Source organism: Bacteroides sp. AM16-13 (genome assembly GCF_003602705.1).
Taxonomy (GTDB): Bacteria; Bacteroidota; Bacteroidia; order Bacteroidales; family Bacteroidaceae; genus Bacteroides; species Bacteroides xylanisolvens.
On the sequence record NZ_QTLK01000016.1, the window covers coordinates 349 to 14,310 of the forward strand.

At 41.4% G+C, this 13,962-nt stretch carries 12 protein-coding genes; 6 read left to right on the forward strand and 6 right to left on the reverse strand.

Annotated features, from left to right (window positions below; all coding sequences use genetic code 11):
* Positions 1–452: 452 nt before the first annotated feature.
* Complete coding sequence (locus tag DW173_RS14155; RefSeq protein WP_120144590.1) at positions 453–1,769, forward strand: MFS transporter; 1,317 nt, start codon at positions 453–455, stop codon at positions 1,767–1,769.
* A 3-nt stretch (positions 1,770–1,772) separates the two neighbouring features.
* Positions 1,773–2,672 carry a DMT family transporter gene (locus DW173_RS14160; protein WP_004316636.1) on the forward strand — a complete coding sequence of 300 codons (900 nt, stop codon included), beginning with the start codon at positions 1,773–1,775 and terminating at the stop codon, positions 2,670–2,672.
* Between the two features lie 136 nt (positions 2,673–2,808).
* On the opposite strand, the gene DW173_RS14165 is transcribed toward DW173_RS14160, so the two are convergent.
* From DW173_RS14165 to DW173_RS14175, 3 genes are all read right to left on the reverse strand, one after another.
* On the reverse strand, positions 2,809–3,201 hold the full coding sequence (locus DW173_RS14165) for an HIT family protein (RefSeq protein WP_120144591.1): 393 nt from the start codon (positions 3,199–3,201) through the stop codon (positions 2,809–2,811).
* Between the two features lie 51 nt (positions 3,202–3,252).
* Positions 3,253–3,717, reverse strand: coding sequence for a transcription elongation factor GreA (gene greA, locus DW173_RS14170; RefSeq protein WP_032811363.1), 465 nt, complete (start codon positions 3,715–3,717; stop codon positions 3,253–3,255).
* A 181-nt stretch (positions 3,718–3,898) separates the two neighbouring features.
* Positions 3,899–5,050, reverse strand: a complete 1,152-nt coding sequence (locus DW173_RS14175) for a TlpA disulfide reductase family protein (protein WP_004316642.1) — start codon at positions 5,048–5,050, stop codon at positions 3,899–3,901.
* 196 nt (positions 5,051–5,246) lie between these two features.
* On the opposite strand from DW173_RS14175, the gene pnp reads away from it, so the two are divergent.
* Positions 5,247–7,373, forward strand: coding sequence for a polyribonucleotide nucleotidyltransferase (gene pnp / locus DW173_RS14180; protein WP_004311937.1), 2,127 nt, complete (start codon positions 5,247–5,249; stop codon positions 7,371–7,373).
* Between the two features lie 496 nt (positions 7,374–7,869).
* Here the strand turns inward: pnp and DW173_RS14185 are convergent, their stop codons facing one another.
* A complete protein-coding gene (locus DW173_RS14185) occupies positions 7,870–8,133 on the reverse strand; it encodes a hypothetical protein (RefSeq protein ID WP_118408136.1) in 264 nt (87 codons plus the stop codon).
* 219 nt (positions 8,134–8,352) lie between these two features.
* Between DW173_RS14185 and DW173_RS14190 the strand changes: the two genes are divergently transcribed.
* Complete coding sequence (locus tag DW173_RS14190; RefSeq protein ID WP_004316645.1) at positions 8,353–8,826, forward strand: helix-turn-helix domain-containing protein; 474 nt, start codon at positions 8,353–8,355, stop codon at positions 8,824–8,826.
* A 29-nt stretch (positions 8,827–8,855) separates the two neighbouring features.
* The gene (locus DW173_RS14195; protein WP_118408135.1) at positions 8,856–10,613 is read left to right on the forward strand and encodes an ATP-binding protein; all 1,758 of its coding nucleotides are present in this window, start codon (positions 8,856–8,858) and stop codon (positions 10,611–10,613) included.
* A 147-nt stretch (positions 10,614–10,760) separates the two neighbouring features.
* Here DW173_RS14195 and buk read toward each other — a convergent pair whose 3' ends face one another.
* Both buk and DW173_RS14205 read right to left on the reverse strand, forming a co-directional pair.
* Positions 10,761–11,822, reverse strand: a complete 1,062-nt coding sequence (buk, locus tag DW173_RS14200) for a butyrate kinase (protein ID WP_008018575.1) — start codon at positions 11,820–11,822, stop codon at positions 10,761–10,763.
* A 25-nt stretch (positions 11,823–11,847) separates the two neighbouring features.
* Positions 11,848–12,807: a phosphate acyltransferase gene (locus tag DW173_RS14205; RefSeq protein ID WP_008026160.1), complete on the reverse strand. Its 960-nt coding sequence runs from the start codon at positions 12,805–12,807 to the stop codon at positions 11,848–11,850.
* A 217-nt stretch (positions 12,808–13,024) separates the two neighbouring features.
* Between DW173_RS14205 and DW173_RS14210 the strand changes: the two genes are divergently transcribed.
* Positions 13,025–13,933, forward strand: a complete 909-nt coding sequence (locus DW173_RS14210; protein ID WP_015531658.1) for an LD-carboxypeptidase — start codon at positions 13,025–13,027, stop codon at positions 13,931–13,933.
* The last annotated feature ends 29 nt before the right edge of the window (positions 13,934–13,962 follow it).

Sequence of the window (13,962 nt, forward strand, 5' to 3'; positions counted from 1 at the left end):
TAACATGCCGAATGGAAACCTTGTTGGGGCGCTACGCCCCTAAATTCCCATTTAATTAAGAACTGCATAGAAACGAGTTAAACGTTGCGCTAATGAATGGGTCAAGGGTGAGGGGTGGTGAGGGTAGATTTATAACCTTTTATTTTATTATTTTCTATACTATCTCCTTTTTTTATCTATAAAAAAAAATACGAAAGTTATAAATCTACCCTCACCACCCCTCACCCTTGACCCATATCTTATAATAAAAAGATAACGGGGAATCTTAAAAACTCAATCATCTTTTTCAGATTTGCCACAACGTTTCCAGAATACTCCATTATTTTATTCAAAACGGTACCGGCATGAACAAGATTCCCCTCTGTATCCTCTGCGTCCTCTGTGGTGAATAAATGAACTTTATAAAGCGACTATTGTTTTCTTCAAACCTAAACTTTTAACGAATAAGCATTATGAAGATACAGACGGGACGAGGAACAATTCCTCTTATCACTTTAATTGCCATTTGGTCTATTTCGGCATTGACTTCATTGCCGGGACTCGCTGTTTCACCTATATTGGGTGACCTTACAAAGATATTTCCGAAAGCTACGGATCTGGACATACAGATGTTAACATCACTGCCATCATTGCTCATCATACCTTTTATATTGCTGGGTGGTAAACTGACGGAGAAAGTCGATTATGTCCGTGTATTGAAAGTCGGACTCTGGCTTTTTGCCGCAAGCGGTGTTCTGTATCTGATATCCAATCGAATGTGGCAGTTGATTGTGGTTAGTGCTCTGCTCGGCATCGGGTCCGGACTTATTATCCCTTTGTCTACCGGATTGGTTTCCAGATATTTTGTGGGAACTTATCGGGTGAAACAGTTCGGGTTGAGTTCGGCCATAACTAATTTTACGTTAGTGATAGCAACTGCCGTGACGGGCTATCTGGCAGAAGTCAGTTGGCACCTGCCTTTTCTTGTTTATCTTCTTCCGTTGGTTTCCATTCTGCTGGTGGGACATTTGAAAGAAGACCGGTCCGGAGAAGCCGCTTTAACGGCATCTTCTTCGTCTGATACTGCTACTACTACGGCGGCAAATGTAGCAACTGCGAATGCGGCGACGGTGACTGTGTCGGAGACGAGTTCAGCGGACGACAGCAAAGCTGCCCGACACTCTGCCATAGACATTGGAGGCAGTAAATATGGTATTCACATCAAGCATCTGATAGAATTGATGCTTTTCTATGGGGTGATTACATATATCGTGGTAGTAGTGATCTTCAATCTGCCTTTCTTAATGGAAAAGCATCATTTCTCCAGTGGTAATTCCGGACTGATGATTTCGCTTTTCTTCCTGGCTATCACGGCTCCGGGCTTCTGTCTGGATAAAATTGTAGGCTTGCTTAAAGAACGTACGAAGGCATATAGCCTGTTGTCGATGGCATTGGGACTATTATTAATCTGGATAGCTCCGATAGAGTGGTTGATTATTCCCGGGTGTATTCTGGTCGGTTTAGGGTATGGCATTATCCAGCCTATGCTTTATGACAAGACCACGCAGACCGCATTACCGCAAAAGACCACATTAGCTTTGGCATTTGTGATGATGATGAACTACCTGGCTATTTTGCTCTATCCCTTTATCGTCGATTTTTTCCAGTGGGTATTCCATACCCAATCGCAAGAGTTTCCGTTTATCTTTAATCTGCTGATTACTGTTGTTACTCTTTTCTGGGCATATAGGCGCCGTCATACCTTTTTGTTTAACGACCAATTGAAATAAAAAATGAAGAATAAGAAACTGGAAGCCAATCTTAGCATGGCCGTCTCGAAAGTTTTTAGCGGGTTAAATATGAATGCCCTGAAGTATCTTCTGCCTTTGTGGATGAGTCCGCTGACAGGAGCAACCCTTCGCTGCACGTTTGCGGCAGCAGCCTTTTGGGTAATCGGGTGGTTTATGCCTCCGGAAAAATCATCCGCCAAAGATAAATGGCTCCTTTTCCTGTTGGGGGCCTTGGGACTTTATGGCTTTATGTTTCTCTACCTGGCGGGATTGAGTAAAACAACTCCTGTTTCCAGTTCCATTTTTACCAGCCTTCAGCCTATTTGGGTTTTTCTCATGATGATATTCTTTTATAAGGAGAAGGCGACCACTAAAAAAATAATAGGAATTTCTATCGGTCTGATAGGAGCATTGGTTTGTATTTTAACCCAGCAAAGTGATGATTTGGCGTCCGATGCTTTCACGGGAAATATGCTTTGTCTTCTTAGCTCTGTGGTATATGCTGTCTATCTGATTCTTAGTCAGCGTATCTTGACTGCTATCGGAGCAATAACCATGTTGCGCTATACTTTTTCCGGTGCTGCTGTATCTGCTATAATAGTAACGTTCATTACGGGATTTGATGCTCCGGTATTCTCCATGCCGTTCCATTGGACACCTTTCCTTATCCTGATGTTCGTATTGATTTTCCCGACCACTATCAGTTATATGTTGTTGCCTGTCGGTTTGAAATATCTGAAGACAACGGTGGTTGCCATTTATGGTTATCTGATTCTGATTGTGGCAACTATTGCCTCCCTTGCTTTGGGACAAGACCGTTTTAGCTGGACGCAGACGTTTGCCATTATTTTTATCTGTATCGGAGTTTATTTGGTAGAAGTTGCCGAAAGTAAGGAGCGATAAAAGTTTCTCGGTGTGGAACAGGTTGTTCCTCGGTGAGGAACACTTCGTTTCACACCGAGGAACACTTTGTTTCAAGGCATGGAACAAAAAAAGAGCGTCCTTCACAGAACGCTCTTGCTTATTTCATCATCATGTTTTATAGAGAGGAGTTGATTGCTTGTGCTATGGACTTGAATTCTCCATCCGACAATTTCAGTTTCGGATTCGAGAACAACATATCCGATTCCTTTTGAATAGGAATTAAATGAATATGTGCATGAGGAACTTCCAGTCCGATAACCGCTTCGCCCACCTTTTTACAGGGGAAAGCTTTTTCAATGGCACGGGCCACTTTCTTTGCAAATACATGCATAGCAGCCAGGTCCTCATCGCTCAAATCGAAAATATAGTCTACTTCCTGTTTGGGCACCACCAATGTGTGTCCCTTTACCAACGGATTGATATCGAGAAACGCAAAAAACTTTTCGTTTTCCGCCACCTTGTAGCAGGGGATTTCGCCTGCGATGATTCTACTGAATATTGTTGCCATAACTTTTATTGATAAATGAAGGCAAGCCCCACAAGGAGACCTGCCTTTACGTTAAATTGATATGTTTACTACTTCCAATGCAATTTTACCTTGTGGAACAGTGATTTCGGCTACATCACCCACCTTCTTGCCAAGCAGACCTTGTGCAATCGGGGTGTTAACGGAAATTTTTCCTTCCTTCAGGTTAGCTTCACTTTCGGAAACGATGGTATAAGTCATCTTCATACCGTTCTTTACATTCTTCAGTTCCACTTTATTTAAAATCTGTACAGAATCTGTTTTCAGCTTAGATTCATCAATGATTTTTGCGTCTGCAATGGTAGCTTTCAATTTGTTGATGCGCATTTCAAGCATACCCTGCGCCTCTTTGGCGGCATCGTATTCTGCATTTTCCGACAAGTCTCCTTTATCTCTGGCTTCGGCTATTGCCGCAGAGATCTTCGGGCGTTCCACTGTTTCCAGTTCCTTCAGTTCCGCCATCAGTTTCTTGTAACCTTCTTCTGACATATAAGCCATGATGTTTTCCTCCTTTAATTGTTTTAAATGGTCATATAAACAAAAAAGAATTCCAACATGAGCCATGTTGGAACCCTCTTATCATTATTTCTTTGCAAAGATAGACTTTTAAGTGATACGTGTCAAGTGAAAAAAGATGCTATGTAACATATTTAAATGAAATATGCTAAATTATAACAACTTAGAGCAATGACTTGACAGCTGCTTCCAAATCCTTGATATCTTCGCCGCGAAGCTTTAATTCGTTGTTACGGTTAATCAAAAAGATAGATGGAACTTGACGAACATTATATACAGCTACGTTGGTAGAATACACTCCGTTTCCATCGCGTACACAAACCCAGGGAAGGTTGTCTGCCGCAGTTTTCCAGTAGTGTTCGTCCGCATCGAGAGATACCTGATATATTTCCAGTCCTTGTTTTGCGTATTCATTATATAGTTCGCGAAGCATCAGGTTGTGAGGAGAACCGGCAGGCGACTGGAATACAGAGAAATCGAGCAATACGACTTTTCCTTTCAGGTCGGTCAGTTTGCGCACATTTCCTTTCACGTCACGCAGGGCGATGTCGATAATGCCGGTTTCCACTATTTTCTCTTGAGGAATTTCCAATGCTTTCGCCTGTGGCTGGCGCGTGTTCTTCATCCCCTTAATTACAATATTATAAAGGTTCTTGGAACGTACGGCATGAGGGAACGCATTGTTGAGGCTCGTAGCGACAGCAGCGAAACATTTCACATCATCTTTATTGTTCAACGGATCGAATATCAGATAATTATTGAGTTTTTGGAACAGGGCAAAGTAAGCGGCTGCCGTGTTGGGAGCAGCGAAAATATAGTTTACCTTGACATCTTCCTTGTAATTGTTGAGCAACGTTGCCAGACTGTCTTCAAATACATCGTGCCCCATTCTGTTACTGCGTAAAGCTGCCAGCAAGTCGTCCACCTCTTTTTGCAGGCGGATCTGCTTCAGCGTCAGCTCTTTTATCTTGTTGCTGTTTTCCGAACCTTCCACCGTGTAAGTAGTGGAGAAATCCACATACGGCGCTTTAATCTGAATCGTTTCGATAGAATCTACAGAAAAATTGATGATTTTGTCGTCAATCCGCAAGCGATAAAATTCGGGTGATTCGGGACGAGGCTGCTTGAAACTGAATGTACCTTCCCCCTTCAGCTTCACTGAATCGAGCGGAACAATACCTTCCAGACCGGAAGCTTCGAGATAAAGCATTTTACCATCGGCTCCTGATACATCCCCGTTCACCTGGAATTTAGGACCGGAACTACAAGCAGTAATAGTAAGTGCGGCGAGCGCTGCAAAAGTAACCTTTTTCATATAGTGTGTGTTATTAACGAGATGCAAATATACTTCTTTTCGAGATTAGTCAAAGCATTTTGCCGGGTTCTTCATCCTAATTTTGAAAAAAAATCAGTTCACCACTAACTTTTTACCTCATTTCCACCTGATTACCACGATAAATGTATATCTTTGCAGGAATTTTGAAAGAAAAAGTATAGATAAAACAATTTTTATGATTAACCCAATTGTTAAGACAATCGAGTTACCTGATGGAAGAACCATCACACTCGAGACGGGAAAGTTGGCAAAACAGGCAGACGGTTCTGTAATGCTTCGCATGGGCAACACCATGTTGTTAGCTACTGTTTGTGCCGCTAAAGATGCAGTTCCCGGAACAGATTTTATGCCTTTGCAGGTAGAGTACAAAGAAAAATTTGCGGCATTCGGCCGTTTCCCTGGTGGTTTCACCAAGCGAGAAGGTAGAGCTTCTGATTATGAGATTCTGACTTGCCGTCTTGTAGACCGTGCTCTCCGTCCTTTATTCCCCGATAATTATCACGCAGAGGTATATGTGAACATCATCCTCTTTTCTGCTGATGGTGTGGATATGCCGGATGCATTGGCAGGACTTGCCGCTTCTGCAGCACTTGCCGTTTCAGATATTCCTTTCAACGGACCGATTTCTGAAGTGCGTGTAGCGCGTATCGACGGTCAGTTCGTTATCAATCCTACTTTTGAACAACTGGAAAAAGCTGACATGGACTTGATGGTAGCCGCTACTTATGAGAACATCATGATGGTAGAAGGTGAAATGCATGAAGTATCTGAAGCTGAATTGCTGGAAGCAATGAAAGTGGCTCACGAAGCTATCAAGATTCATTGCAAAGCGCAGATGGAGTTGACTGAAGAGGTTGGAAAAACTGTAAAACGTGAATACAACCACGAAGTAAACGACGAAGACTTGCGCAAGGCTGTTCGCGAAGCATGTTACGACAAGGCTTACGCAGTTGCCGCTTCCGGAAACAATAACAAACACGAACGTTTTGCTGCTTTCGAAGCGATCCGCGAAGAATTCAAAGCTCAATTCTCTGAAGAAGAGTTGGACGAAAAGGCTGCATTGATCGACCGTTACTACCACGATGTAGAAAAAGAAGCCATGCGCCGTTCTATTTTGGACGAAGGTAAGCGTCTGGATGGTCGTAAGACTACCGAAATCCGCCCGATCTGGTGTGAAGTAGGTCCTCTGCCTGGCCCTCACGGATCTGCTATCTTTACTCGTGGTGAAACACAGTCATTGACTTCTGTTACTCTGGGTACAAAACTGGATGAGAAGATTATCGACGATGTTTTGGAACACGGAAAAGAACGTTTCTTGTTACATTATAACTTCCCTCCTTTCTCTACAGGCGAAGCAAAAGCACAACGTGGTGTAGGCCGTCGTGAAATTGGTCACGGTCACTTGGCTTGGCGTGCTTTGAAAGGACAGATTCCTGCTGACTATCCGTATGTAGTACGTGTGGTTTCAGATATCCTCGAATCTAACGGTTCTTCTTCTATGGCTACCGTATGTGCCGGCACATTGGCATTGATGGATGCAGGTGTGAAGATCAAGAAACCAGTATCGGGTATCGCTATGGGATTGATTAAGAATCCGGGCGAAGAAAAATATGCTGTATTGTCTGATATCCTGGGTGACGAAGACCACTTGGGAGATATGGACTTCAAGGTGACCGGAACAAAAGACGGTATCACTGCTACACAGATGGATATCAAGGTAGACGGTCTGTCTTATGACATTCTGGAACGTGCTTTGAACCAGGCTAAAGAAGGACGTATGCATATCCTTAATAAGATTACTGAAACAATTGCTGAACCACGTGCCGACCTGAAAGAACATGCTCCACGTATCGAAACGATGACAATTCCTAAAGAATTCATCGGTGCTGTGATCGGTCCTGGTGGAAAGATCATCCAAGGTATGCAGGAAGAAACTGGTGCTGTGATTACTATCGAAGAAATTGATGGTATGGGACGCATCGAAGTTTCCGGAACAAACAAGAAATGTATTGATGATGCAATGCGCATGATTAAAGCAATCGTTGCTGTTCCTGAAGTAGGCGAAGTTTATAAAGGTAAAGTTCGTTCTATTATGCCTTATGGTGCATTTATCGAATTCTTGCCGGGCAAGGATGGTTTGCTGCACATCTCCGAAATTGACTGGAAACGTCTGGAAACAGTAGAAGAAGCCGGAATCAAAGAAGGTGATGAAATCGAGGTAAAACTGATTGATATCGATCCGAAAACTGGCAAATTCAAACTTTCAAGAAAGGTTTTGTTGCCAAGACCGGAAAAGAAGTAAGAAAGCGATAACTTCTATATATAATGAAGGCTGTTTCAAATTTAATTTTGAAACAGCCTTCTTTTTTATTAGTATCCTCCGGAGTTGAACTGTTTTATATATAGAGTTAGTATATATTAGATTTATCCAGTTTATTAAAACCTTTAAAAAGATGAAAGACACCTTATTATATCCTCCCCAAAAAAGAATCGGAAAGTACCCCCATACTTCCCGATTCGAAACAGTCAAAAATCGACCTTAATCAATTTATTAACTTAACACGTCGCAAAGATATGAGAAAAATTTCTTTGAAAGAGCTTTTTTATTTAAAAAGTTTATGATACAGGCAAATATACCTGTTAATAAGGTCGTTTTTCTTGCTTTAAAACCAAAGCTTCACTCCTTTTAAAGGAACGCCCCCTTCCTTTAAAAGGAAGAGGCCGTTGGTTCTAAAGAAATCTGGTGGGGTGTTTATATCGAAATTTGGATTAATGATTTTTCAATTATATAAATCCGTTTACAAGTTTGTTTTATACTCCTCTTTTATTCGTATTATGTGTGCTAAGTTCTTTTCCAGTAATTCATTTAGCTCATTATCCGAAAAATATTCTCCTAAATAGATCGTGCTTTCTGTTTCAAAATCAAATGATTCGTCGTCTTCATTCACAACAATCTCAATTTTTCCTTGTGCATCTGTAGAGATCACTGCATTGTATTTAGTCATCAATTCTTTGAGCTCTTTTATGAACCTGTATTCTTTATTTGTCAATATTCTTTTCATGTTCGTAAGCTCTTTTGTTTTGTTGCCCTTTCGTGCGGTAAAGTTCGTGATAATTTAACACATTATACGCTGTTTGAAGTATTCATTTTATTCTATTTGTCAGGTTGTAATATTCATTTTATCCATATTATCACATCTATTCGTTTTTTTCGTATATTTGCTTCGAGCGAAACTTTTCATTTGTATATTTGTTGGATTTTAAAAAGAAAGAAAATAAAAATGGAAACAGAAGAATTGACAATTGGGAGAGTCCATCACGGACGCAATATACGTCGTACCCGTATTGAAAAGAATATGAACCAGGAGGGTTTGAGTGAATTAGTACATCTCTCACAACCTGCTGTTTCTAAATATGAGAAGATGAAGGTGATTGATGATGAGATGTTGCAACGCTTTGCACGTGCATTGAATGTCCCTTTCGATTATCTCAAGACTTTGGAGGAGGATGCACAGACGGTGGTGTTTGAAAATAATACGGTGAATAATTCAGAACAAAGTGCAGGTGGGGCAAACATCAGCATGGGTATAGTTAAGTCTGATACCGAAGATAGTATTAATGATAGTCGAGTTAACAACTTCAATCCTATCGACAAAATCACTGAACTCTACGAGCGTCTTTTAAAAGAAAAGGATGAAAAGTATGCAGCATTAGAACGCCGTTTGCAGAATATTGAAAAAAGTCTGCAGAAATAAGGGACAGATAAATTGAAAGGAATCGCAATATGATGAAACAAATACCTTACGGAATAACTGATTTTAGCCGAATTCAGAAAGAGAATTATTATTATGTAGATAAGACAATGTTCATTGAAAAAATAGAGATGCAACCGCCTTATCTGTTTCTGATACGTCCCCGTAGATTTGGGAAGAGTCTGACTTTGGCTATGTTAGAGGCCTATTATGACGTAAATCATGCTGAACAGTTTGACGAGTTGTTTGGTCAGCTATACATAGGTCAGCATCCGACGAAGCTTCACAATCAGTTTCTCATCATGCGATTTAATTTTTCGGAAGTGAGTTCCAATGTCAATGAAGTAGAACTATCGTTTAAGCTGCATTGTTGTAGCAAACTTAAAGATTTTGTCTTTAAGTATGAAGATTTATTGGGAAAAGAAATTTGGGATGTTCTTGATGAGAAAATACAAGAAGAACCCGGTGTTTTTCTGTCTGCGATTAATTCCTATGCTACCCGTAAGAAAAATATTCGTATTTATTTACTCATTGATGAATATGATAATTTCACCAATACCATTCTTTCAACTTACGGTACGGAGTTTTACAGGAAAGCAACGCATGGCGAAGGTTTTATTCGTGGCTTCTTTAACGTGATAAAATCCGCTACTACCGGAACCGGAGCTGCTCTTGAACGCTTGTTTATTACCGGAGTGAGTCCGGTGACGATGGATGATGTGACTAGTGGCTTTAACATCGGAACTAATATCACAAATGATTCATGGTTTAATGATTTGGTTGGATTCAGTGAGAAAGAGTTGCGTGAGATGTTGACATATTATAAAGAGCAGGGAGTACTTCAAGAATCTATAGATGAAATAGTTGCCATGATGAAACCCAATTATGACAATTATTGCTTTAGTGAAGATACATTGGAACAGTGTATGTTTAATTCTGACATGGCACTTTATTTTCTGAAATCTTTTGTACTTCATCATAAAAAGCCTAAAGAAATTGTAGACCCTAACATTCGCACTGACTTTAACAAGTTGGCATACTTGATAAAATTAGATCATGGATTGGGAGAGAATTTTTCTGTTATAAAGGAAATAGCCGAGCAAGGAGAGATTATTACTGACATTGTTACTCATTTTTCTGCATTGGAGATGACGGACCCCAGTAATTTCAAGTCTTTATTATTCTATTTCGGACTTCTTTCCATCAAAGGTGTAGATATGGTGGGAAGACCCATCCTGCATGTACCGAATTTAGTTGTAAGAGAACAGCTTTTTAACTTCTTGATACAAGGCTACATCAAGCATGATATCTTTAAAATAGACATGAACAAGATGAGTGCTTTATTTGAGAATATGGCTTTCAGAGGAGATTGGAAACCTTTGTTCGATTTTATCGCCAACGCTGTTCGTGAGCAAAGCCGTATTCGTGAATATATTGAAGGTGAAGCGCACATTAAAGGCTTCTTGCTTGCTTATTTAGGAATGTATCGTTATTATCAACTTTATCCAGAATACGAATTGAATAAAGGCTTTGCAGATTTCTTCTTCAAACCTAGTCTGTCGGTTCCCGTACTTCCTCCTTTCACCTATCTGCTTGAGGTGAAATATGCAAAAGCCGGTGCTTCGGAAAAAGAAATACGTGCCCTTGCTGATGAGGCGCGCGAACAGTTACTTCGTTATAGTGAAGATGAGCTGGTGGCAGAAGCCAAGGCGAAAGGTGAACTGAAGTTAATTACTATTGTTTGGCGTAGCTGGGAGCTTGCCTTGTTGGAAGAAGTAACTCTTTCTTAAGAAATAAGTACCATAAATGTTACTACAAGGTTTGCGGTTCATCCATCTCACCTGATTCTTGAAGAATTGATAAATAAGGAGATAGCAGGTAAAAGTATAGAGTAAAATAAGATGAAACCGATGGAACCGATAAATCAATAGTTTATGTTACTTGTAAACTTGTATCGGCAATTCTCCTTTCAATGCTCCTATGGCATTAAAAGCTAATGACTCCATTTCATTCTCTCCCGGATAAACATAGATGGGAGCCAGGAAAGAGATTCTTTTTTTCAGCCTTGAAACCACATAGTCCGAATAAGCGATTCCTCCTGTCAGGAGGATAGCATCTACTTTCCCGCAAAGTACAGTAGCACTGGCGCCTATCGCTTTTGCAACATTATAAATCATGGCGTCCAGTATTAATTCCGCCTTTTTATCTCCTTCTTCTATCGATTGGATGATGGCAGGCACATCGGTCGTACCTAAATGAGCAGTCAATCCGGCACGTCCGGAAATACGTTTCTTCAATTCGTCTTTGGTATGCTGACCGCTAAAACAAAGGTCGATCAGTTGACCGGCAGGAAGTGTGCCGGCGCGTTCCGGTGAGAAAGGGCCTTCGCCGTCCAACGCATTGTTGGCGTCGATGGCTCTTCCATGGTGATGGACTGCGACAGAAATACCTCCTCCTAAATGGCAGATGATTAAATCCAACTCTTCGTATTGCGTCCCTTGTTCTTTGGCGAAACGCCGCGCGATTGCTTTTTGGTTCAAGGCGTGCCAGATGGTAATTTTCGGCATTAACGGAGAACCTGTAATGCGGGCTATGTCTTCCAGTTCATCCACCACTCCCGGATCAGCGATGAAAGCCGGGCAATCGGGTAGGGTGGCGGCCAGTTCGCTGGCAATCAGTCCTCCTAAGTTGCAGGCATGGGTACGCATGGCATGCACTGTATCACGTTTCATGGCATCGTTCACCTCATACACTCCGCCCGGTATCGGTTTCACCAAACCTCCGCGTCCGATGATTGCGTCAAAAGAAAAAGGAATCTTGTTATTCTCCAATTCTTGTAATACCAGATTTTTGCGGAATTCAAACTGATCTATTACCTCGGGAAAAGCAGACAGCTCTTCTACGGAATGTTTTATATTGCTGATAAATAACGGAGTCTCGTTTTCGTAAACCGCAATCTTTGTAGAAGTTGAGCCGGGGTTGATAACCAGTATTTTCATGAATGGTGAGTTTTAAATGGTGAATTTAGAATGATGAGTTGGTGACCTGACTGGCCTGTTTTCTGCACTCGCAATCTCCTGACACTTGTAAGCATGCCATCGCAATGCTATAATATTTGGACAAGCCGGAATCGCTACGCGACGGAAGTACTACAGGACAAATAGGTCCTTGCAGTAATCCTGCCATCTCTGCTTTTGCAAACAGGGAGACAGATTTGTAGAATGCATTGCCCGATTCGATGTTCGGGAATATCAGTACGTCTGCCTGTCCGTTGATAGGAGATACAATCCCTTTAATATCACCACTTGCCTGTTCGCACGCAGTACGTACATCCAGCGGGCCGTCAATAATCACATTTCCGAATTCTCCCGCTTCGGCAAGCTCTACGATATTCACATAATCTAATGAATGAGGGAACTTGGCACTCACTTTTTCCGTACAGTGAATCAATGCGACACGCGGCTGCTCGATGCCAAAGTGGCGGCAGGTACAGATAGCATACCAAATCATCTCTATGCGTTGTTGTAGCGTGGGACGCGGAATGACCGCAGCATCCGAAAAGAAAAGCAGTTTATGATAAGTAGGAATTTCCATCACTGCCAAATGCGTGAGGATTTTTCCTTTCGGCAACAACCCTTTTTCTTTGTCGAGTATGGCGTGCAGTAAGTTGTCTGTATTGATAATCCCTTTCATCAAAATATCGGCTCCCCCTTCGCGAACGATACGGACAGCCTCGCGTGCCGCTTCGTCCGGATTTTCGATATGGATAGTTTTTACATATTCGGGATATTGTTTGAGCGTGGGATATTTCTTCAGAATTGTAGAATCTCCAATCATAAGAAATTCTGCAATTCCCTCTTCCAGCGCACGAGAGATGGCATACTCTGTGTTAGGATCGTTGGCACAGACCACGGCAATTCGTTTTCTATGGTTTAGTTTTTTGAGATGGGCCGTTAGCTGGGCAAAATTTAGAATAGGTTCCATAACGTTAGATTTTTAGCAAATATCAGAAAAATGATTGAAAAAATAACGATTATAACCCGAAAAAATGCATCCGTTATGTAACATTTTGCTATATTTCATTTGTTTTGACTGTTGGATGTGCATGGAACCGTTTTTTCCTGTATTTTTGCAGATGAAAACAAATGCATCCGGGCAGTCTGGTATTTTATCAACGAAAGTCAATTAAATAAGAATATATATGGATATTCAATTTCCTCCCTTTTTGCAGAAAGGTGATAAAGTGGTTATTGTATCACCTTCGAGTAAGATAGACCAACAATTCCTGAAAGGAGCCAAGAAACGGATAGAATCATGGGGCTTGAAAGTGGCTATGGGAAAATATGCCGGAAGTTCATCCGGGAGATATGCCGGAACAATCAGGCAACGGCTGAAAGATTTGCAGGACGCGATGGACGACCCTGAGGTGAAAGCTATTCTGTGTAGTCGCGGAGGGTACGGGGCGGTACATTTGATTGATAAAATTGATTTTACGGCTTTTCGTGAACATCCGAAATGGTTACTGGGTTTTAGCGATATAACAGCGTTGCACAATCTGTTTCAGAAAAATGGATATGCTTCTCTACATTCGTTGATGGCCCGTCATCTTACGGTAGAACCGGAAGATGATCTTTGTACGAACTATCTGAAGGATATCTTATTTGGGAATATCCCTTCTTATACGTGCGAGAAGCACAAACTGAATAAGCAGGGGACTGCACAAGGCGTTTTGCATGGTGGTAATATGGCGGTAGCATACGGTTTGCGGGGAACTCCATACGATATTCCGGCAGAAGGGACGATACTGTTTATTGAAGATGTCAGCGAACGTCCGCATGCCATCGAGCGTATGATGTATAATTTGAAATTGGGAGGCGTGCTTGAAAAACTGTCCGGACTGATTATCGGCCAATTTACGGAATATGAAGAAGACTGTTCGTTGGGTAAGGAATTGTATGCAGCTTTGGCGGATTTAGTAAAAGAGTATGATTATCCGGTCTGCTTTAATTTTCCGGTAGGACACGTGACTCATAATCTGCCGCTTATAAATGGCGCAAAAGTGGAACTTGTGGTCGGAAAGAAAAATGTGGAACTGAAGTTTATATGTTAATAAACCATTCCATCTGAACGATGCTGTGA

Bases quoted from the DNA above. Each gene is read 5' to 3' on its own strand.
- DW173_RS14175 (WP_004316642.1), bottom strand. From the start codon at position 5,050: ATGAAAAAGGTTACTTTTGCAGCGCTCGCCGCACTTACTATTACTGCT.
- DW173_RS14160 (WP_004316636.1), top strand. From the start codon at position 1,773: ATGAAGAATAAGAAACTGGAAGCCAATCTTAGCATGGCCGTCTCGAAA.
- greA (WP_032811363.1), bottom strand. From the start codon at position 3,717: ATGGCTTATATGTCAGAAGAAGGTTACAAGAAACTGATGGCGGAACTG.
- pnp (WP_004311937.1), top strand. From the start codon at position 5,247: ATGATTAACCCAATTGTTAAGACAATCGAGTTACCTGATGGAAGAACC.
- buk (WP_008018575.1), bottom strand. From the start codon at position 11,822: ATGAAAATACTGGTTATCAACCCCGGCTCAACTTCTACAAAGATTGCG.
- DW173_RS14195 (WP_118408135.1), top strand. From the start codon at position 8,856: ATGATGAAACAAATACCTTACGGAATAACTGATTTTAGCCGAATTCAG.
- DW173_RS14185 (WP_118408136.1), bottom strand. From the start codon at position 8,133: ATGAAAAGAATATTGACAAATAAAGAATACAGGTTCATAAAAGAGCTC.
- DW173_RS14165 (WP_120144591.1), bottom strand. From the start codon at position 3,201: ATGGCAACAATATTCAGTAGAATCATCGCAGGCGAAATCCCCTGCTAC.
- DW173_RS14190 (WP_004316645.1), top strand. From the start codon at position 8,353: ATGGAAACAGAAGAATTGACAATTGGGAGAGTCCATCACGGACGCAAT.
- DW173_RS14205 (WP_008026160.1), bottom strand. From the start codon at position 12,807: ATGGAACCTATTCTAAATTTTGCCCAGCTAACGGCCCATCTCAAAAAA.
- DW173_RS14210 (WP_015531658.1), top strand. From the start codon at position 13,025: ATGGATATTCAATTTCCTCCCTTTTTGCAGAAAGGTGATAAAGTGGTT.
- DW173_RS14155 (WP_120144590.1), top strand. From the start codon at position 453: ATGAAGATACAGACGGGACGAGGAACAATTCCTCTTATCACTTTAATT.